General features: G+C 66.4%; 16 protein-coding genes. 13 read left to right on the forward strand and 3 right to left on the reverse strand.

The window, feature by feature from the left end; all coding sequences use genetic code 11:
* The first annotated feature begins 1102 nt into the window (after positions 1 to 1102).
* From mltB to V3B41_RS16275, 3 genes are all read left to right on the forward strand, one after another.
* Positions 1103 to 2248, forward strand: coding sequence for a lytic murein transglycosylase B (gene mltB, locus V3B41_RS16265; RefSeq protein WP_049432845.1), 1146 nt, complete (start codon positions 1103 to 1105; stop codon positions 2246 to 2248).
* Positions 2245 to 3507 (forward strand): septal ring lytic transglycosylase RlpA family protein, encoded by a 1263-nt coding sequence (locus tag V3B41_RS16270; RefSeq protein ID WP_049432842.1) that lies wholly within the window; start codon positions 2245 to 2247, stop codon positions 3505 to 3507. Before mltB ends, V3B41_RS16270 begins: the two co-directional genes overlap by 4 nt.
* Before the next feature lie 100 nt (positions 3508 to 3607).
* Complete coding sequence (locus V3B41_RS16275) at positions 3608 to 4828, forward strand: D-alanyl-D-alanine carboxypeptidase family protein (RefSeq protein WP_049447834.1); 1221 nt, start codon at positions 3608 to 3610, stop codon at positions 4826 to 4828.
* Positions 4829 to 4930: 102 nt separating this feature from the next.
* Here V3B41_RS16275 and V3B41_RS16280 read toward each other — a convergent pair whose 3' ends face one another.
* Together V3B41_RS16280 and V3B41_RS16285 are read right to left on the reverse strand one after the other, a co-directional pair.
* Positions 4931 to 5812 carry a hypothetical protein gene (locus V3B41_RS16280; RefSeq protein ID WP_049432837.1) on the reverse strand — a complete coding sequence of 294 codons (882 nt, stop codon included), beginning with the start codon at positions 5810 to 5812 and terminating at the stop codon, positions 4931 to 4933.
* Between the two features lie 379 nt (positions 5813 to 6191).
* Positions 6192 to 7250 (reverse strand): lipid A deacylase LpxR family protein, encoded by a 1059-nt coding sequence (locus tag V3B41_RS16285; protein WP_329861687.1) that lies wholly within the window; start codon positions 7248 to 7250, stop codon positions 6192 to 6194.
* Positions 7251 to 7567: 317 nt separating this feature from the next.
* On the opposite strand from V3B41_RS16285, the gene V3B41_RS16290 reads away from it, so the two are divergent.
* The 7 genes from V3B41_RS16290 (at position 7568) to gnd (ending at position 14978) form a co-directional block, all read left to right on the forward strand.
* Complete coding sequence (locus V3B41_RS16290) at positions 7568 to 7846, forward strand: YbeD family protein (protein WP_005411067.1); 279 nt, start codon at positions 7568 to 7570, stop codon at positions 7844 to 7846.
* On the forward strand, positions 7834 to 8544 hold the full coding sequence (lipB, locus tag V3B41_RS16295; RefSeq protein WP_100443683.1) for a lipoyl(octanoyl) transferase LipB: 711 nt from the start codon (positions 7834 to 7836) through the stop codon (positions 8542 to 8544). Before V3B41_RS16290 ends, lipB begins: the two co-directional genes overlap by 13 nt.
* Before the next feature lie 18 nt (positions 8545 to 8562).
* A complete protein-coding gene (gene lipA, locus V3B41_RS16300; protein WP_049429374.1) occupies positions 8563 to 9573 on the forward strand; it encodes a lipoyl synthase in 1011 nt (336 codons plus the stop codon).
* A 294-nt stretch (positions 9574 to 9867) separates the two neighbouring features.
* Positions 9868 to 12045: a carboxy terminal-processing peptidase gene (locus V3B41_RS16305; RefSeq protein WP_049429375.1), complete on the forward strand. Its 2178-nt coding sequence runs from the start codon at positions 9868 to 9870 to the stop codon at positions 12043 to 12045.
* A gap of 173 nt (positions 12046 to 12218) precedes the next feature.
* Entirely contained in the window at positions 12219 to 12809 is a 591-nt protein-coding gene (locus tag V3B41_RS16310) for a DUF2242 domain-containing protein (protein WP_197632642.1), read from the forward strand.
* Positions 12810 to 12826: 17 nt separating this feature from the next.
* Entirely contained in the window at positions 12827 to 14062 is a 1236-nt protein-coding gene (locus V3B41_RS16315; RefSeq protein ID WP_100443682.1) for a hypothetical protein, read from the forward strand.
* Positions 14063 to 14072: 10 nt separating this feature from the next.
* A complete protein-coding gene (gnd, locus tag V3B41_RS16320; RefSeq protein ID WP_049429378.1) occupies positions 14073 to 14978 on the forward strand; it encodes a phosphogluconate dehydrogenase (NAD(+)-dependent, decarboxylating) in 906 nt (301 codons plus the stop codon).
* Between the two features lie 346 nt (positions 14979 to 15324).
* On the opposite strand, the gene V3B41_RS16325 is transcribed toward gnd, so the two are convergent.
* Complete coding sequence (locus V3B41_RS16325; RefSeq protein ID WP_197632644.1) at positions 15325 to 16368, reverse strand: oxidoreductase; 1044 nt, start codon at positions 16366 to 16368, stop codon at positions 15325 to 15327.
* A gap of 170 nt (positions 16369 to 16538) precedes the next feature.
* Between V3B41_RS16325 and V3B41_RS16330 the strand changes: the two genes are divergently transcribed.
* The 3 genes from V3B41_RS16330 to V3B41_RS16340 all read left to right on the forward strand — a co-directional run bounded on the left by V3B41_RS16330 (position 16539) and on the right by V3B41_RS16340 (position 19409).
* Entirely contained in the window at positions 16539 to 16922 is a 384-nt protein-coding gene (locus tag V3B41_RS16330) for a BON domain-containing protein (protein WP_049429380.1), read from the forward strand.
* Between the two features lie 232 nt (positions 16923 to 17154).
* Positions 17155 to 18972 carry an ATP-binding protein gene (locus tag V3B41_RS16335; protein ID WP_197620006.1) on the forward strand — a complete coding sequence of 606 codons (1818 nt, stop codon included), beginning with the start codon at positions 17155 to 17157 and terminating at the stop codon, positions 18970 to 18972.
* Complete coding sequence (locus V3B41_RS16340; RefSeq protein WP_005411057.1) at positions 18969 to 19409, forward strand: response regulator; 441 nt, start codon at positions 18969 to 18971, stop codon at positions 19407 to 19409. Before V3B41_RS16335 ends, V3B41_RS16340 begins: the two co-directional genes overlap by 4 nt.
* The last annotated feature ends 4 nt before the right edge of the window (positions 19410 to 19413 follow it).

Genomic DNA, 19413 nt, shown 5'->3' on the forward strand with positions numbered 1-19413 from the left:
CAGCCCCTCGTGGGTGGTGTCTGGGGGGTCTCGGAAAGCAGAAGCCGCGGGTGGGGGGGGGGGGGGGGGGGGGGGGGGGGGGGGGGGGGGGGGCGGGGGCGGGGGGGGGGGGGGGGGGGGGGCGCCGCGGGGGGGGGGGGCCCCCCCCCCCCCCCCCCCCCCCCACCGGCCTCAGACAGATTTTGGCGGTCTGCCACCCACGGAGAAGAAAGAGAAAATCAACAGCCGATCGCAGCGCTGCGCTTGCTCGTGTAGAGCCGAGCCCACGCTCGGCTCCTTTCCGCCGGGTCCGCGAAGCCGAGCATGGGCTCGGCTCTACAAATAGCGGCCTGCCAGGCTGCTTTTGCTTTTGATCTTCTCTTCTTTTCCGTGGGTGGACGCGCACGGGAGCCTGTCCGTGGCCGGGTAGATGGGCTGCGCAGGGGCGTGAGCCGCATGGGCCCGAGGCATGCCTCGGGCGGGTTGGGCAGGACGCCCAACCCGGGTCTTGCCGTGTGCGCAGGACAGCGCACACGAGCAAGCGGCGACCGAGCTTACATGGACGTACTTGCAGCGCCCCCTGCGCAGCCCATCTACCCGGCCCCACCCATGAACTGCTTTGCGCGGCCACCCACGAGGGGCTGCGCCGTTGGATGAAACCTTCCTGACTCTGCGCAACGCCTGTTGTGGAAGCGTTCTCACAACAACGCGCGGACGCCCGCCCACCGACCAAAGTCCAGAAAAATTGTTAAGGAGTTCACACTTTTACGCCGCGTTGATCCTGATCAATGGACTTGTCGTAATCGGCCTGCACAATGGCGGCCCGTTCGGCACGGCGCGCCGTCAATCGTTGCAGCGCGAGGGGGGCGTCGGGCGGGAGCAGTACTGATCCAACGGATACAAGGAGCGCGGGGTACTGCCACTGGGGAGCGGCAGCCGCGCAGGTATCGACCGGATCCGGTCGCCGGTTGCGTCTGCGGGGATGGGGACGCAACCGGCCACCTCTCTCTGAATGGGGAAGCACGATCACGACGTCTTCACATTTCCCGCTGAACGCGGGCAAATCGTTGTGATTCATGGTGTTAGGGGTTTTAATTCATCCATGACCTGCTAACCTGCGACGATGATTCGACGCACTCTGGCCTGCATGCTCACCCTCGGCCTGGTCGCCTGCGCGACCCAGCCGAAGTCCCCACCGTCTTCGCCCCAGGCCAGCAGTACGCCGCGCCAGCCCGCCACCAAGGCCCATGGCCCGGCCGAGGCAGCACCTGAAGCTACCGCAGCCACCGCGCCGCCGGTCGATCTCACCCCGGTGCCGTTCGAGACCGCGCGGGCGCGCTTCATTGCCGATACCGCCAAGCGTTATGGCCTGAAGCCGGAGCAGATCAGCAGCGTGCTGGACCAGGCGCAGGTGCGCCAGGCGATCATCGCCGCGATGTCGCGCCCGGCCGAGCGGGTCAAGCCGTGGAACGAATACCGGCCGATGTTCATCAGCAAGGCACGCATTGATGGTGGCCGCGCGTTCCTGGCCGAACACCGCGCTGAACTGGATCGCGTGCAGCAGCGCACCGGCGTGCCGGCCGAAGTGATCGTGGCGATCATCGGCGTGGAAACCAGCTACGGCAAGAACGCCGGCAGCCATCGTGTGCTCGATGCGCTGTACACGCTGGCCTTCTATTACCCGCGCAGCGGCGATCCGGCCAAGCTGGAACGCGAAGTGCGCCGCGAGCTGTTCTTCCGCGATGAGCTGGCCAAGCTGTTCGAACTGGGGCGCGAAGAAAAGCTCGACATCACCACGCTCAAGGGCAGCTATGCCGGTGCGATGGGCATGGGCCAGTTCATGCCGTCCAGTTACCTTGATTACGCGGTGGACGGCAACGGCGATGGCCGTCGCGACCTGTTCAACAGCTACGACGACGTGTTCTCGTCGATCGCCAACTACTTCGTCAAAAAGGGCGGCTGGGTGCGTGGCGGCCAGGTGGCCGTGCCGGCTACGCTGGCGCCGGGCCGCGATGAGTTCAACCCGACCGAGTGGATGCCCACCTGGTCGCTGGCCGACCTGGCGCAGCGTGGCTACCAGCCCAGCGCGCCGGTGCAGCCGGGCGCCACCGCCACTCCGATCACGCTTGAAGGCAGCACCGGCAAGCAGTACTGGCTGGGCTTCCAGAACTACTACGCGATCACCCGCTACAACCTCTCGAAGATGTACGCGATGGCCGTGTTCCAGCTGTCCCAGGCCATCGCCGGACAGGAGCTGCCCCCGGCATGAACATCAGATGGCTGGTCCCGAGCTTGATCGTCCTCGCGCTGGCGGCCTGCAGCAGCGCGCCGAAGAAGCCGGCCACGGCCGGTCATGGTGGCAAGTCCAGCGGCACGCTGGTGCAGGGCCGCGGTTCGCGACCGGCGCACTGCCCGGAAGGTTCGCCCTATGCGGCAGCCAAGGAAGACCTGAGCACCCGCGGCAACTACACTGCCGGTGGCCTGTACAAGCCCGGGGTGAAGGACAGCACGCCCACCTACATTCCCAACGTGGCCTGCATTCCCGAGCCGGAAGTGACCGCTGAGGAACGTTCGGCGATCGGCAACAAGTCGCCCTACGTGGTGCTGGGCAAGTCGTACAACGTGCTTGACGACACCCGCAACTACGTCGAGCGCGGCACCGCGTCGTACTACGGCGCCAAGTTCCATGGCCGCCTGACCTCCAACCGCGAGGTCTACGACATGTACCAGTTCACCGCCGCGCACAAGACGCTGCCGCTGCCCAGCTTCGCCCGCGTGACCAATCTGGACAACGGCGAGTCGGTGATCGTGCGCGTCAATGATCGTGGCCCGTTCCATGATGGCCGCGTGGTCGATCTCAGCTACGCCGCCGCTGTGCGGCTGGGCATCACCCAGCGCGGTACCGGCAACGTCGAGGTGCGCGCGCTGCAGCCGGGTGAGAGCAACCTGATGGCGCAGAAGCCGTCGCGTCGCGAGCGTCGCGCTGCTGAAGCCGCCGCCGCCGTGGCCAGTGCGCGCCCGGTGCCGGCTCCGCGTGCTTCCACCGACAGCGACATCGATCGCCTGGTCAACCGCCTGCCCACCGATGGCGCCCCGGCGCGTGGCCAGCCGGCCACCACCCAGGGCGTGGCCAGCACCGTGCCGGACGTGGCGGTCAGCAGCCTGCCGCCGAGCGCGCCGCCGGTGCGCAGTACGGCACCGGCATCGGCCGTGGTGGCCAGTGCTGCCCCGCGCGCGGTGGTACCGGCACCGGTGCGTGCCACCCCGGCCGCACCCAGCCTGTCGCAGCAGGTGGTCGGCGCGGTGATGGTGCAGGTCGCCAGCTTCTCCAACCGCGACAACGCCAACCGCGCGATGGGCCAGCTCAGTGCCGCCGGCATCGTGGGCGCGACCATCAGCGACATCGCCGCCGGTGGCCGTACCCTGTTCCGCCTGCGCGTTCCTGCCAGCGACCATGCCAGTGCTGCGGAACTTGTCGGTCGCATCGCCGGTCTTGGCCTGGGTTCGCCGCAGATCGTCAAGGATTGATCCGCCCGGGCCGGTGCTGCCGGCCCATGCTCCCCCGGCCTTACAATGGCCGTTACGTTCCACCCTCCATTCCCGGCCGTCCCCTGGAGCCTGCTGTCCAATGAATTTCCGTTCCGCCGCCACCGCCCTGGCCGCCACCCTGGTGGTGGGCCTGGCTTCCGCCCAGACGCCGCTGCCGACTCCGGCCACGCCGGCGCCCGCCGCTGCCGCTGCCGCCCCGGCCACCGTCGCCACTCCGCCGGCCCCGGCGCCGAGCGTGTCCAAGGCCTGGGTGCTGATGGATTACGCCACCGGCCAGGTGCTGGCCGGTGAAAACGTCCACGAGCAGCTGGCCCCGGCCAGCATCACCAAGGTGATGACGTCCTACGTGATCGCCGCCGAGGTCAAGAACGGCAAGGTCCGTGCAGATGACCAGGTGATGATGAGCGAGCGCGCCTGGCGCGAAGGTGGCGCCGGTACCGACGGCAGCTACAGCGGCTTCCCTGTCAACCAGACTGCACGCCTGGAAGACATGGAAAAGGGCATGGCGATCCAGTCCGGCAATGACGCCGCGATCGCCCTGGCCGAACACGTGGCCGGCAGCGAAGAAGCCTTTGCCTCGCTGATGAACAGCTACGCCGCCAAGATCGGCATGAAGGACTCGCACTTCGTCAACGCGCACGGCCTGACCGCGCAGGGCCACCACAGCACCGCGTACGACCTGGCACTGCTGGGCCGCGCGATGGTGCGCGATTACCCGGAAACCTACGCGTACAACAAGATCAAGGAATTCCAGGTCGGCAACATCAAGCAGCCGAACCGCAACCTGCTGCTGTGGCGCGATGGCAGCGTGGACGGCATCAAGACCGGCCACACCTCCGAGGCGGGCTACTGCCTGATGAGCTCGGCCCAGCGTGGCGACCAGCGCCTGATCGCGGTGGTGCTGGGTGGTGCGTCTGAGAAGCAGCGTGCCGATGACAGCCTGGCCCTGCTGAACTGGGGCTTCCGCTTCTTCGAGACCCATCGCCTGTACGAGCCGGGCAAGGCCGTGGCCGAGCACAAGGTCTGGAAGGGCACCACCGACAAGGTGCAGCTGGGCGTGGCCCAGCCGATGCTGGTCAGCGTGCCGCGCGGCCGCTACAACGACCTGAAGCCGAGCATCGACGTGCCCAAGACCCTGGAAGCACCGTTCACCGCTGGCCAGCAGATCGGCACCGTGAAGGTCACCCTGGATGGCAAGGTCATCGCCGAGGCACCGCTGGTGGCCGTGGCTGCCGTCGAGCAGGCCGGCTTCTTCAAGCGCCTGTGGGACAGCTTCTGGATGTGGTGGGAATCGGAATGATCCACGCCCCGGTGTGGTGAAGGAAAAGGCCGGCAAATGCCGGCCTTTTTTCTTCTCTCCTTTGGAATCGCGATGCAGGCTTGAATGGAGAACCTTGAAGCTTCAGGGGGTCTGCTGCTGGATGTACCGGTAGGCACGCTCAGCCAGTGCCTCGGTCTCGGCCGAACACAGGTGGGCGCGGCCGTCGTTGACCACGCCCATGCTGTTTACCCCCACGACGACTCCATGGCCGCTGTCGAAATCGAAGTCTTCCAGTACCGGTCCTCCGCTGGAGCCCGGGCCCTGCACGCAGGCAAGGCCCCACTGAAGAATTTTCTCCGAACCGAAGGGTCGACACGCCGAAAGTTCAACGCGTGCAGTGGCGCAATAGGCCAGTTGCTGGCCGGTGTATTCGGGATTTCCGAATTCGTACCAGGGCGTCGGGGGGATGAGGCCGATGCCATTGGCTGAAACGGGGTAGCCGAACGTAACGCGGGGACCGGCTGCGGGTCGCTCATCGAAGCGGATGGCCTGGCTGCCAGCGTGGCGCGCCGGTCCTTCGCCGGATGCACCGGTGTGGGTCTGCAGGAAACTGGTGTCGAGTGCGCCGGAAATCGAGGCCTGCGGTGCGACGATCCGCCGTATTGGGTACCTTCCCAGCGGGGCAGTGCCATTCTCGAAATATGGTGCGAAGAGAAGGTGGTGGCTCCAGTGGACCGCACCTTGCTCGTCCAGCTGCGCAAGGCAATGCCACGCTGTCACCAGGATGTCGCCACCAAGGCTGTCGACCACGGTGGCGGTGCACGAAGCGTCCTTGCCATCCGGGCGTGTCAGGAAAAGCCGCCCGACACCCACAGGGTGTGGTCCTGTGCCCCGCCACGGGTCACCGTCGGTCTGCAGAGGATCCTGCCCCGGCGGCTTGATGGGAGCGTCTCCCTTGTCGGGCACAGCAGCCAGTCTTTCGTTCGTCCAGTAGGCGAGGATCTCTTCCTGGGAGGTCTCCATCCAGTGTTCAACCAGATCGCCAGCCGACGCAGTGGTCGGGAATGTGGCGCATGCGGTGATTGCTATACCCGATGCCATGCGAAACGCATGTCGGTGTTGGTGCATGACAGGCCCTCTGCTCGGAGTGCTAACAGAGATAGCGTGGCGCCAGCGGTAGTGCCATGAGACAAGTTGTACTTTCAGCCCACTTCGTCGATGGCCTGTGATCGGGTGGACCCTTTCGAGGTTCAACGCGGCCTGGAGGTCACCTGTTTCGGCCTTTGCCTGGGCAATGCCGCCGGGTCATGCCCGGCGGACGATGTGCCTTATGCAGCGAGCGGCGCAAACCGGTGTGCCGACCAACGGTCGGCACCCACCCGCTTCACCATCAGCCCCTCGCTTACAGCGAGCGGCTGATGGTGAAGCTGCCGAACACCGGCGACTGGCGCTGGCCATTGAACTCGCGGGTGCTGTGGTAGCGCGCCACTGCGAACTTCCAGCGCCCGCGCATCACTGCGACGCCGTAGCCACCCTGGGCCACCACGTGGCGCTTGTCCACGCTGTGGCTGTTGCGGAAGGTGTTGCCGTCCAGGGTGATGTCGCGGATCACCCATGCTGCGTCGGCGGTCGCGAACAGGTGCCAGGACCAGCCGCTGGGGCGGCCGCCACGGGTCGGCGCGGTGTTCTCGCCGGCCGGGCGCAGCGGCGTGCTGCCGAAGTCGTCTGGCAGCTTCCAGCCGAAGCGCACTTCGCCACCGGCGTTGGCCTTGGTTTCCAGGTTGCCGATCGCACCACCATAGTGGCTGATCGCATCCCAGCCCCAGCCGCCGGCATTGACGCTGGCATCGGCCGGCCAGCGGCGCATGCGCTCGTGGGTGAGCATGAACACCGGCTCGTTGTGCAGCTGGTTGTCCCAGCCTTCGAATTTCTTGTCGCCCAGGATGTTGTGCACGGCATCCTGCACCTGCTTGCCCTGTGCCCACGGCCCGACCACGCCCACGGCCAGCTGGGTGGTCTGCAGGCGGTCGCCGCTGCGTGCGTTGAAACCGAAGCTGACCAGCAGCACGCCGGCATACGGGCGGTCATCCTCGATCAGGTCGCGGCGGGTCGGGTCGGTCGGGGTGAAGATGCCCTGGCCGATGCTGAAGATCATGTTCTGCTGCTCGAACCTGCCCGGGTGCAGGCCTTCCAGGTACTGGTTCACCCAGCGCGCCATGCGCGGCAGGCAGGGGTCGTCGGTGTAGTCGACCAGGTTGGGCGAGACCAGGGTCAGCTGCGCGCCGTTGGTATAGCCCTGGTCCTGGTGGCGGCCACCAAACAGGTCGTTGTCGACGCGGAAGTTGACCTGCGGCGGGTGGTCGCGCATCGCGTCCGGGCCACATTGTTCGGCCGCCTGGGCGACAAGGGGGAGGGGGGCGGCCAGCAGGCCGGACAGCCCGAGGACTGCGACGCTACGCATGGATGGAATGCTCATGGGGAAGGGGGCGGTTGTCTGTCGATTTATGCAACGACACGGTACGCGTGAGTACGTGGCGGAACGAGCGCTTTCCGATCACTTGTCTGTTCCGAAAACAACATTGTCCGGCGGACACAATTCGTTACATGCGTGCGATCGGTGCCATGGCCGGATCCGGCCCGCAGCGCGCCGGTTCCAGTCAGCTGGCGTTTGGCCACCAGGGGCGCCGCCGCTCGCTGCAACGCAGCGGCTCGCCCGTGCCGCCTTTGACTTTGATGAATACTCTTGGGTTTGTTGCCCTGCGGCCCGATAATGGGTCCATGGAAATCAAGTCCGACAACCCCGACCACGGCTTCCAGTTCCCCGGCCAGTTCGAGCTCAGCGCCATGGGCCCGGCCAACCGCGGCCTGGAACATGAGCTCCCCCGCCTGCTGCTGGCTGCCGGCATCGATGTCGTCAATGAACGCATCAGCTGGAAGCATTCTTCCAACGGCAAGTACGTGTCCGTCCGCATCGTGTTCAAGGCCGAGAGCCGCGAACAGTACGACCTGGCGCACCAGGCGCTGCGCGACCACCCGGAAGTGAAGTGGACGCTGTAGCCGACAGCTGCTCGGCCGACGCCGCCCCGGAAGACCGTGCGCCGCGTCCGGCGGTGGTCCGTGACCTCGGCCGCCAGGCGTACGAGCCGGTGTGGCGTGCCATGCAGCGCTTCACCGACCAGCGCAGCGACACCGATGCCGACGAACTGTGGGTCGTCGAGCACGACCCGGTGTTCACCCTGGGCCAAGCCGGCAAGGACGAGCACGTGCTGGCGCCGGGCGACATCCCGGTGCTGCATGTGGACCGTGGCGGCCAGGTGACCTATCACGGCCCCGGCCAGATCGTGGTCTACCCGTTGCTGCGCCTGCCGCGGCTGGGCATCGGCGTGCGCGACTACGTGTGCCGCATCGAACAGGCCATCATCGATACGCTGGGCGAGTGGAACATCGGTGCCGAACGGCGCGAGGGCGCCCCGGGTGTCTATGTCGGTGGCGCCAAGATCGCTGCACTCGGCATCCGCGTGCGTCGCGGCTGCACCTTCCATGGCCTGGCCTTCAATGTGGCCATGGACCTGGAACCCTTCCACCGCATCAATCCCTGTGGCTATCAGGGGTTGCAGGTGACCTCGGTGGTAGACTTGGGCGGCCCCTCCGGGATGGAGGCCGTCAAGCCGGTGCTGCTGGACCACCTGGCCCGCCAGTTCGGCCTGCTGCTGCGGCACACCCCCGAACTGCCCGATCTTTCTGCGGCCGCCTGACCGCTCCCCGGAACTGCCATGACTGAAACCACCGCCCGTTCCATTCCCCTGCAGATCGTGCAGGGCGACTCCCCGTCCGCCGCGCCTTTGCAGGCCGGGGTCAAGCAGCTGGGCGGTGACAAGATCAACCGCTCGCCGGTGCAGTTCGCCGATGCGCCGGTGCTGCGCAAGCCGTCCTGGATCCGCGTGCGCATTCCTTCGGGCAATGCCGTGCAGAACCTGAAGGCCAAGCTGCGCGAGAACCGCCTGGTGACCGTGTGCGAGGAAGCCAGCTGCCCGAACATCCACGAGTGCTTCGGCCACGGCACCGCCACCTTCATGATCCTCGGTGAGGTCTGCACCCGGCGTTGCTCGTTCTGCGACGTGGCCCACGGTCGCCCGAAGCCGCCGGATGCCAACGAACCGGCCAGCCTCGGCCAGACCGTGGCCGACATGGGCCTGAAGTACGTGGTGGTGACCAGCGTCGACCGCGATGACCTGCGTGACGGTGGTGCCCAGCACTTCGTCGACTGCATCACCGCCATCCGCGAGAAGTCGCCGGGCACCCGCATCGAAGTGCTGACCCCGGACTTCCGCGGCAAGGGCCGCATGGAGCGCGCGCTGGAGATCCTGGCGCAGAACCCGCCGGACGTGTTCAACCACAACATCGAAACCGTGCCCGACCTGTACCGCAACGTGCGCCCGGGTGCGGACTACCAGTGGTCGCTGAACCTGCTGAAGAACTTCAAGGCGCAGCACCCGGAGGTGCCGACCAAGAGCGGCATCATGCTGGGCCTGGGTGAAGACTTCGAACAGATCAAGGCCACCATGCGCGACCTGCGCGCGCACGACGTGGACATGATCACCATCGGCCAGTACCTGCAGCCGACCGCGCACCACCATCCAGTGCTGAAGTACTGGACCCCGGAAGACTACAAGGCGCTGGAAGACTACGGCTACGCGCTGGGCTTCAGCCACGTGGCCTCCGGCCCGATGGTGCGCTCGTCGTACCACGCCGACGTCCAGGCCAAGGGCGCAGGGGTTTCCTGACGCCCAGCCGGTGGGGGGATTGTTTCCTGTGGGTGCGAACCTTGGTTCGCACGCCTCTGCCTGCCGTAGAGCCGAGCCCCATGCTCGGCTGCTTTCGGTCGCACAGCCGAGCACAGGCTTGGCTCTACAGGGCCGGCCCAGCCTTCGCCTGCATTCACAATTTGCTACACCGGCCCCGCTAGGCTGGTTTTCCACCGGATGTGGGCGGGTGACAAACCCGGCAACTTTCGGCACTGTCGTGGTGTCTGAACACTACGCAGTCTCCCCCTTGGCAAGGCGCCTTCGAGCACGTCAATGAAATTCAAAGCCCCCGCATTCCTGATGGCCCTGGCGCTGGTCGCGCCGCTGGCGTTGGCGGCCAAGGCCGACTCGCCGGCATTGCCCGCCGCGGCAACCGCCGATCAGGTGACCACCTCCAAGCTGGTGTACGGCCTGCTGTCCGACAGCCGCTACGCCTACCGCCCTCGGGCGCTGGACGAGGCCACCTCCAAGGACGTGTTCAAGCGCTATCTGGAAACGCTGGACGGCGGCAAGCAGTACTTCACCCAGGCCGATGTGGCGCGCTTCGCACCGTTCGAGGCCAACATCTCCTCGGCCATCCGTGGTGGCGAGCTGGAGCCGGCGTTCCAGGTGTTCGCCGTCTACAAGCAGCGCGTCGGGGAGCGCGTGGCCTATGCGCGCAAGCTGCTCAAGCAGGAGCCGGACTTCACCACCGACGAACGCTTCGAGTACGACCGCAAGAAGGTGCCGTGGGCGGCCAGCAGTGCCGAGCTGGATGAGCTGTGGCGCAAGTCGGTCAAGAACGACTGGCTGCGCCTGAAGCTGGCCGGCAAGAAGCCGGATGACATCCGCAAGACGCTGGACAAGCGATACGCCACGCTGGAAAAGTCGGTCAATGAACTGAAGGGCGAGGACGTCTTCCAGTTCTTCATGAATTCGTACACCAGTGCGGTCGATCCGCACACCGATTACTTCACCCCGCGCACCGCCGAGAACTTCAACCAGGCGATGTCGCTGTCGCTGGAAGGCATTGGCGCGCAGCTGCAGCGCCAGGACGACGTGGTGGTGATCCGCGAGATCATCGCCGGTGGCCCGGCGGCGGTAGACGGCACGTTGAAACCGGGTGACCGTATCGTCGGCGTTGGCCAGGGCAAGTCCGGCCTGGTCGAGGACGTGATCGGCTGGCGCATCGACGATGTCGTGGCCAAGATCCGCGGCGCCAAGGATACCCAGGTCAAGCTGGAGTTCATCCCGGCCGCCGAGGGTGCCGACGGCAAGCACCACACGCTGGTGCTGACCCGCCAGAAGGTGCGCCTGGCCGAACAGGCTGCCAAGGGCGAGACCATGACCATTCCGGCCGCCAATGGCGAACCGGCGCGCAAGATCGGCGTGATCAAGCTGCCGACTTTCTACCAGGACTTCGAAGGCCGTCGCCGCAATGCGGCCGACTATGCCTCGGCGACCCGTGACGTGGCCAAGCTGCTGGCCGGTTTCAAGAACGACAAGCTGGATGGCGTGGTGCTGGACCTGCGCAACAACGGTGGTGGTTCGCTGGATGAGGCGATCGAACTGACCGGCCTGTTCATCGAGCAGGGCCCCGTGGTGCAGGTGCGTGAGTCCGGTGGCCGCGTCACCGTCAACAGCGACCGCAACCAGGGCGTGGCGTGGGACGGCCCGCTGGCGGTGCTGATCAACCGCGGTTCGGCCTCGGCCTCGGAGATCTTCGCCGGTGCCATCCAGGACTACGGCCGTGGCCTGGTGATCGGTGAGACCAGCTTCGGCAAGGGCACCGTGCAGAACATCGTCGACCTGGATCGCTGGCCGAGTGGCGAGACCCAGCGCTTCGGCCAGGTCAAGCTGACCATCGCCCAGTTCTTCCGCATCAGCGGCAGCAGCACCCAGCACAAGGGTGTGGTGCCGGATCTGGCCTTCCCGGCCAGCGTCGATGCCACCGAGTTCGGCGAGAGCACCTACGACAACGCGCTGCCGTGGACCCGCATCGCTGCCGTGCCGCACACCCAGTACGGCAACTTCGCGCCGCTGCTGCCGAAGCTGGAAACCCGCCATGACGCGCGCATTGCCGCCGACAAGGAATTCCAGTGGTGGAACGAGGACGTCCAGCAGTTCCGCACCGAGGCCGCGAAGAAGTACATCTCGCTCAACGAGGCCACCCGCCGCGCCGAGCGTGAGCGCCAGGACACCCAGCGCAAGGAGCGCCAGGCGATGCGCAAGGAACTGGGCCTGGCCCTGGACCCGCTGGCCGATGACAGCAACGACGACGGCCTGACCGGCAACGAGCGCGACATCGTGAAGGATGCCGCCCGCGAGAAGGCCGCCGAGAAGCGTCCGGACCCGTTGCTGCGCGAGTCGGCCTCGATCCTGGCCGACGCGGTGAACCTGCTGGCCAACGACCGCCCGCTGTCGGCGCAGGTGCTGCCGCAGTCCACCGGTGCCGGCCGCTGGGCTGACTGAGCCGGCAGGACGCGTGTATACCCGAGGGGCCGGCATTGCCGGCCCCTCTTCGTCTGGGGACCTGATCCCGGCGCTACCGGCGCATGAACCGGGAACAACGTGGGCGGCGTTGTCGACCTGCCGCACACGGTGGCGGGACTACCCTTGGCGGTACCGTCCTCGCAGGAGTACCCATGCGGGCCTCCCGTCTTTCCAGCGTTGCCGTGGCGCTGTCCGGCGCCCTGATCCTGTCGGCCTGTGGTGGTCGTGCCGCAGACAGCACGCTGCTGCGCGAATCCTTTGATTCCAGCGATACCTTCTCGCGTACCGTCGATGGTCGCCCGGGGGATGCGTGCGAGGCTGCGCGGCGCACCCTGCTCAGCCAGGGCTATGCCATCGCCCGTTCCGACACGGCGCAGGTGGAAGGCAACAAGAATTTCCAGCCGCGCGAGGACGACCATGAGCAGCTGGTGCTGCGCATTTCCTGCGCACCACGGGGGAACCAGACACTGGTATTCGTCAGTGCCGTGCAGGATCGCTATGCGTTGAAGAAGAGTCCGACTTCGGCCAGCGTCGGTGTTGGCGCGTTGGGTTCGGTGTCGCTGCCGTTCGGCAGCAACGACGACTCGCTGGTGAAGGTGGCCAGCAGCACGGTCACCGATGCCGAGTTCTATCGCCGCTTCTTCCAGCGCCTGCAACAGTACCTGCCATCGGACACCGGCACGCCTGCGCCTCCCGCGTCTGCAACTCCCGAACCCCCACCGGCCAGCACGGACCAGGGTTGATTGTGCGCGGTAGATGGATGGCCGTGGCCCTGCTGCTGCCTGCGCTGGGCGCGACAGCCACGCCGCTGGACTGTACACAAGGGCTGCTGCAGCGCCTGGGCTGGCACTTCGAAGCACGCGCGATCAGTGCACCGCAGGTGCATGGTGGTCCTGTGTGCACGCGCGCGTCGCTGCCGGAGGCACAGGCGGCGGGCGATCTGCGCGTGCAATGGCCGGTGGACATGCCCGCTGTAGCGCGCAAGGCGTTGCTGCAGCAGGTGCTGGACGATCCAGCTACGGTTTGCGCCTACGCCTTCCAACTGGGCGCCGCCACGCAACGTGCCGCTAGTGCACTGCAGGGCAATCCAGGATTCCGTTTCTCTGGCCTGCAGCTCGGTTGGATCGGCTTCGGTCTGCACGGCGCACAGGTGCAAGGTTGGCAGCGCACGCGAAGCTTCGGCCGTGGTTTCGCGCCCACTGCGGGCAACAGCCAGGCGCTGCAGGCGTTCTACAGCGGCAATGTGCGCGCCGAATGCGGGGTCGGTCGCCAGGTCGCTCAATTGGCCACCCAGCGCGAACTGTATGGCGACACGGCATTCGATGCTGAATTCGCCGCAGACGAACTGTCGATCGGCACCTTCCTCGCATTGCACGAGACCGACAGCATCCTGCTCGGCGCACATGCGGGTGATCTCTTCGCCGATGGCAAGGCGATACGCACATCGGCGATGGGCCGGCAGGCCTTCGTCGGCGTGCCTGGTTTCATCGAACATGTGTACGACAAGGGCACGCTGGACGACCTGAGCAACCAGGCCGAGAACTTCGTGGTGGTGTCGGTGGGCGAGGAGGCCGCGCAGGCCCTGGCTGCGCACGGCGGCCTGGCCTGGTACGACCAGCGCAATGTCGAACTATGGAAACTCGCGCAGGACATCCCGCGTATCGGCCAGCGCTACTTCGAGCGCCTGCTGTTCGAGCGCGATCCGGACCTTCGTGCACGGCTGGAACCGCGCTACCACGCCACGCTGGCACGCATGGACCAGCTGCTGGACGATCCGTTCTACCAGCAGTTCGTGATCTATGTGCACCCACGCGGTATACGTCCCATCGGCTACCACATCGCCCGCCTGCTCGACCGCAACCCGAGAACTCCGTTTTCGATCGACCTGGCAGTGCACAATCTGCATACCACGCTCTACCGGCGTTGGCGCGAGGCGCAGCTGCGTCACTGCGCGGCTACCGGCAGGCCAGGCAGCCTGACCCTAGACCCCAACTGAAGGTGAAACAATGGATATTGCAATGATCGGCCTCGGCCGCATGGGCGCCAACATGGCCCAGCGCCTGCATCGCGGCGGCCACCGCGTGGTCGGCTACGACCCGGGCGAAGGCGCCCGCCAGCGCGCCGCCGAGGCTGGCCTGGAGGTGGTTGATTCGCTGGCCGCCGCGGTTGCCGCGCTGCCGGTGCCACGCGTGGTGTGGCTGATGGTGCCGGCCGGCGAAACCGTCGACCAGACCCTGGGCCAACTGACCCCGCACCTGGCCGAGGGTGACATCGTCATCGACGGCGGCAACTCCAACTACCAGGACTCGATCCGCCGCGCCAAGGCGCTGGCCGAGGATGACCTGGGCTACGTGGACTGCGGCACCAGCGGTGGCGTGTGGGGCTTGCAGGAAGGCTACAGCCTGATGGTCGGTGGCGAAGCGCCGGTGGTGGAGCAGATCACACCGCTGCTGCGCACGCTGGCACCGGCCGAAGATCGCGGCTGGGCACGTGTCGGACCGTCTGGCGCCGGCCACTTCACCAAGATGGTCCACAACGGCATCGAGTACGGAATGATGCAGGCCTATGCCGAAGGCTTCGCGCTGATGGAGCGCAAGCAGGAGATGGAGCTGGACCTGGCGCAGGTGGCCGAGGTGTGGCGCCACGGCAGCGTGGTGCGTTCCTGGCTGCTGGACCTGAGCACCGAAGCGCTCAAGCGCAATCCCTCGCTGGATGGCATCGCGCCATACGTGGAGGATTCCGGCGAAGGCCGCTGGACCGTGGCCGAAGCGATCGCACTTGATGTGCCGGCACCGGTAATCACCCTGTCACTGCTGGAGCGCCTGCGTTCGCGCGAATCCAATTCGTTCACCGATCGCCTGCTGTCGGCGATGCGCAATGAATTCGGCGGCCACGCGATCAAGAAGTCGTAAGCACTGCGGTGGCTTCGGAGCCCTTTCCGTAGGAAAGGGCTCCGAAGCCATCAACCCATTACTGTGTCGACCAAGGTCGACACCTACCAGATCCGATCCAGTGCCGACCAACGGTCGGTACCCACCAACAGCAGCAGGTTCCAATAGCCCGCAGGAAACTGTCGAAGGCGGGGTGGCTCAGGTTGCGGGGGCGTGAGCGCCAGGGATGGCGCGACCGAGGCTACATGGACGTACTTGCGCCGTCCCCCGCGGCCTGAGCCACCCCGCCATCTCACGGATAGCTTGCTTTTGACGTTGCCGTTGCCGTTGCCGTTGATTCGGCAGGTGCAGGGCGCAGCCCTGCCGATCATCCCAACTGCATCCGCCGCCCCTCGCGCGCGCTGTCCATGCCAGCCTGCAGCAGCCGCATCAGCTGCAATGCCTGCACCGCGCTGACCGTCGCTTCGCCGTCGCCGTGCATCGCCGCGGCGAACTGTGCATACAGCCGCCGGTAGTCACCCGGGAGGTTGTCGATCGTTGTCCGCTGCACGTTGTCTTCGGCGTCGCAGCGCACCAGCTCGCCATGCCGCGGGTCGATGCCCCAGCCGGGTGCACCGGGTGCAACACCACGGCGCAGTTGCGCTTCCTGCACATCCAGGCCATGTTTGATCCAACTGGCCTTGCTGCCATGCACGCTGAAGTGCGGTGTGGGCGCTGCCACCAGAGAACCGGAATGCACGATCGCGCGATGCCGTGGGTAGTGCAGCACGGCGTGGAAGTAATCGATGCCGCTGCCGCCATCGCGCTGCACGGCCAGGTCCGCGTCGATCGCTTCGGGCCAGCCGAACAGCACCAGCATCTGGTCCAGCAGGTGCGGGCCCAGGTCGTACCACAGGCCACTGCCGGGACCATCCTGTTCGCGCCAGCGGTCGCGTACCTGTGGACGGTAGCGATCGAAGTGCGCATGGCACTCGGCAATGTCGCCCAGCGTCCCGTCCGCAAGCAGCGCCTGCAGCGTGAGGAAGTCGGCATCGAAGCGCCGGTTCTGGAACACGGTGGCGATGCGTCCGGCATCGCGTGCCGCAGCCAATACCGTTTCCGCTTCGGCCACGTCCAGCGCGAACGGCTTGTCGACCAGCACATGCTTGCCCGCAGCCAGTGCCGCGATTGCCAGCGGCGCATGCTGTTCATTCGGCGTGGCGATCACTACGGCATCCACGGCCGGATCGTCGAACACCTCCTGCGGCGTGGCACGCACGTGCACGTCGCTGAACGCGCGCAGCAGCGTGTCGCGTTGCGAACTGACGATGCTGTGCAGTGCCAGGCCCGGTGTGTGCTGGATCAGCGGTGCGTGGAAGACACGGCCGGCGAGGCCGTAGCCGATCAGGGCCAGTTGCAGGTCGGGGCGCATGACAGAGCTTCGGGAGTGGGAAGGGCAGGGTAAACGACGCGGGGTCACGAGCCCAAGCTGAACGGTTGTCGTTGCCGATGCCCCGATTCACGGCGGCATGACCGCAACGCCACGCCTGCTCCACGTCTGCTTGTCCAGACTGGCAGCACATTCCGAAGGAGTACGACACGATGAGCAATACCACCCGCACGCTGATTGCTTCTGCCCTGACGCTGGGCCTGGCGCTGTCCTCCTCGGCCGCGTTCGCCAAGGATCCGGCTGCAAAGAGCCCGCCGACCAGTGCGCATCCGGCGACCCATGCTGATCGCCACGATTCCAACGAGCCGGTGACCGATACCTGGATCACCACCAAGGTGAAGGCCGACCTGCTTGCCAGCAGCAACGTTCCGGGCACCGAAATCAAGGTGGAAACGGTGAACGGCGTGGTCAGCCTGAGCGGTGCCGTGGCCACCCAGGCAGAGAAGGACAAGGCGGTCACCACCGCCAAGGGCATCAAGGGCGTGACCCGCGTTGATGCTGCCGCGTTGAAGGTCAGCGCTGCCGCCAAGCGCTAAGCCCTATCGGGCGCCCCAAGCGGGGCGCCCGCCGCCATGTAGAGCCGAGCCCATGCTCGGCTGCCTTTGGGTTCGAGCCGAGCGTGGGCCCGGCTCTACAGGTGTGATTGCCAACCCGTTCAGCCAACCGGGCCGGAAAGCCCAGTGTTGTGACCGCCTGCGCTATATTGCCGGTTCCGCCGCAGCTGGGCAGGTCCCGGCCGACGCTCCGCGGCCGTGCTGAAGAGGAACTATGGCGCTGGTTTTCAGTGACGACATCTGGGACCGCTGGCGGTTGCCGGCCTTGGCACTGGCGGCTGCCGCGATCATCGCGGTGCCGTGGTTGACCCTGCGCAAACTGCAGCAGGACAACGAGCAGGCGATGGCTTGGGTGAACCATACCCAGGCCGTGAGTGTGGCCCTGCAGCAGCTGCAGGCCGATGTGCGTGACGTCGAGTCGGCGGCGCTGACCCTGTCCAAGGGCGTGGACGCACCGGGCCTGCGCGAGCGTATGGCCAGGGCCAACGACATCCCCGGGCGCCTGGCGGAGCTGGGCCGGATGACCCGCGACAATCCCGACCAGCTGATCCGGATCGGCCGCATCGAATCGATGCTGGAAGGGCGCATGGCACTTGCCCGTGAGCTCGCCAGATCCGAGCCCAACAGCGACCAGCGCGAACTGGTGCAGGATCTCAGCACGCGCTACCCGATTCGTGGACTGGTTGAAGAACTGCAGGACAGCGAGCAGAAACTGCTGACATTGCGTGCCGAGCAGGCCGCGCGCCAGCGCAAGCAGACCGAGCTGGTGTCGTGGAGTTCGCTGGTGGTGCAGCTGGCGCTGCTTGGTCTCGTGCTGTGGCTGCTGCAGCGGCAGATCGGCCGCCGCCTGCATGCCGAACGGCAGTCGCTGCGCTCGGCCGCACGCGCCGCCTCGGTGCTGCAGACCGTTCGTGAACCCATCGTGCTGCTCGACGGCGACCTGCGCGTGCAGCTGCATAACCCGGCCTTCGCCGAGTTGTACGGGCTTCAGGACGAGCGTGCCGATGGCCTGTTGCTGGAAGCCGTCGGTGACGGCGCCTGGAAGGACGCCGTAGTGCGCCAGCGCCTGTCCGACGTGCTGCTGCGCGGTCGCGAACTGTGGGATTTCGAGCACGAACAGCGCACTGCCGATGGCATGGCGCGCTACATGCTGCTGAACGCGCGCCGCATGCCGTTGCCCGATACCGATGACGAAGTGGTGCTGATGACGGTCAGCGATGTCACCATGCAACGCGCAGTCCAGCTGCGCGTTGAAGAGCTCAACCGCCAGCTGGAAGGCAAGGTCGCTCAGGTATCGGAGGTCAATCGTGAGCTGGAGGCCTTCAGCTACTCGGTGTCGCACGACCTGCGTGCACCGTTGCGCCACGTGGCCGGTTTCTCCGACAAGCTGTCGCGCCACCTCGGCGACCAGGCCGATGACAAGAGCCGCCACTACCTGGACGTGATCTCCAGTTCGGCCCGGCGCATGGCGGCATTGATCGACGACCTTCTGGTCTACTCGCGGCTGGGCCGCGCGGCGATGCGCCAGCAGGCGGTGGACATGCAGTCGCTGGTGGCCGATACACGCGCCATGCTCGATGCCAACCTGCAGGCCGAGGCCGAGAACAGCGGCCATGCGCACCAGGTGGAGTGGAGCATCGCGCCGCTGCCGATCGTGGTGGGCGACGAGAACATGATCCGCCAGGTCTGGCTGAACCTGCTCGGCAATGCAGTGAAGTATTCGGGCAACCGCGAGCCGGCGAAGATCCGCGTGGACTACCAGCCGCAGCCCGATGGCGGTCATCAGTTCACGGTCAGCGACAATGGTGCAGGCTTCGACATGGCGTACGCCGGGAAACTGTTCGGCGTGTTCCAGCGCCTGCACAAGGCCAGCGACTACCCCGGTACCGGTATCGGTCTGGCCAGCGTGCGCCGCGTGCTGACCCGCCATGGCGGCCGTATCTGGGCCGAGGCCGAACCGGACGTCGGCGCCACCTTCCACTTCTACCTGCCTCCCGCGATCGACGCGGACAAACAAGGTCCCTCTGCATGACGACTCTGCGCACCATTCTTCTTGCCGAAGACAGCCCGGCCGATGCCGAGATGGCGATCGATGCCCTGGAAGAGGCGCGTCTGGCCAACCCCATCGTGCACGTCGAGGATGGCGTGGAAGTGATGGACTACCTGCTGCGCCGCGGCGCCTTCGCCAACCGTGAGGAAGGCCTGCCGGCGGTGCTGTTGCTGGATATCAAGATGCCGCGCATGGATGGCCTGGAAGTGCTGCGGCAGATCCGCGAGCACGAAGAGCTCAAGCGCCTGCCGGTGGTGATCCTGTCGTCCTCGCGCGAGGAAAGCGATCTGGCCCGGAGCTGGGACATGGGCGTGAACGCTTACGTGGTCAAGCCGGTGGACGTCGACCAGTTCTTTGGTGCGGTGCAGACCCTGGGCAAGTTCTGGGCGTTGATCAACCAGGCACCGGAACTCGAGTGAGCCC

This window comes from Stenotrophomonas sp. SMYL89 (genome assembly GCF_036319985.1).
GTDB classification, from domain to species: Bacteria; Pseudomonadota; Gammaproteobacteria; order Xanthomonadales; family Xanthomonadaceae; genus Stenotrophomonas; species Stenotrophomonas maltophilia_Q.

Bases quoted from the DNA above. Each gene is read 5' to 3' on its own strand.
- lipA (WP_049429374.1), top strand. From the start codon at position 8,563: ATGACTGAAACCACCGCCCGTTCCATTCCCCTGCAGATCGTGCAGGGC.
- V3B41_RS16285 (WP_329861687.1), bottom strand. From the start codon at position 7,250: ATGCGTAGCGTCGCAGTCCTCGGGCTGTCCGGCCTGCTGGCCGCCCCC.
- V3B41_RS16315 (WP_100443682.1), top strand. From the start codon at position 12,827: ATGGCCGTGGCCCTGCTGCTGCCTGCGCTGGGCGCGACAGCCACGCCG.
- V3B41_RS16275 (WP_049447834.1), top strand. From the start codon at position 3,608: ATGAATTTCCGTTCCGCCGCCACCGCCCTGGCCGCCACCCTGGTGGTG.
- V3B41_RS16310 (WP_197632642.1), top strand. From the start codon at position 12,219: ATGCGGGCCTCCCGTCTTTCCAGCGTTGCCGTGGCGCTGTCCGGCGCC.
- V3B41_RS16340 (WP_005411057.1), top strand. From the start codon at position 18,969: ATGACGACTCTGCGCACCATTCTTCTTGCCGAAGACAGCCCGGCCGAT.
- V3B41_RS16305 (WP_049429375.1), top strand. From the start codon at position 9,868: ATGAAATTCAAAGCCCCCGCATTCCTGATGGCCCTGGCGCTGGTCGCG.
- mltB (WP_049432845.1), top strand. From the start codon at position 1,103: ATGATTCGACGCACTCTGGCCTGCATGCTCACCCTCGGCCTGGTCGCC.
- V3B41_RS16290 (WP_005411067.1), top strand. From the start codon at position 7,568: ATGGAAATCAAGTCCGACAACCCCGACCACGGCTTCCAGTTCCCCGGC.
- V3B41_RS16270 (WP_049432842.1), top strand. From the start codon at position 2,245: ATGAACATCAGATGGCTGGTCCCGAGCTTGATCGTCCTCGCGCTGGCG.
- V3B41_RS16335 (WP_197620006.1), top strand. From the start codon at position 17,155: ATGGCGCTGGTTTTCAGTGACGACATCTGGGACCGCTGGCGGTTGCCG.
- V3B41_RS16280 (WP_049432837.1), bottom strand. From the start codon at position 5,812: ATGGAGACCTCCCAGGAAGAGATCCTCGCCTACTGGACGAACGAAAGA.
- V3B41_RS16330 (WP_049429380.1), top strand. From the start codon at position 16,539: ATGAGCAATACCACCCGCACGCTGATTGCTTCTGCCCTGACGCTGGGC.
- gnd (WP_049429378.1), top strand. From the start codon at position 14,073: ATGGATATTGCAATGATCGGCCTCGGCCGCATGGGCGCCAACATGGCC.
- V3B41_RS16325 (WP_197632644.1), bottom strand. From the start codon at position 16,368: ATGCGCCCCGACCTGCAACTGGCCCTGATCGGCTACGGCCTCGCCGGC.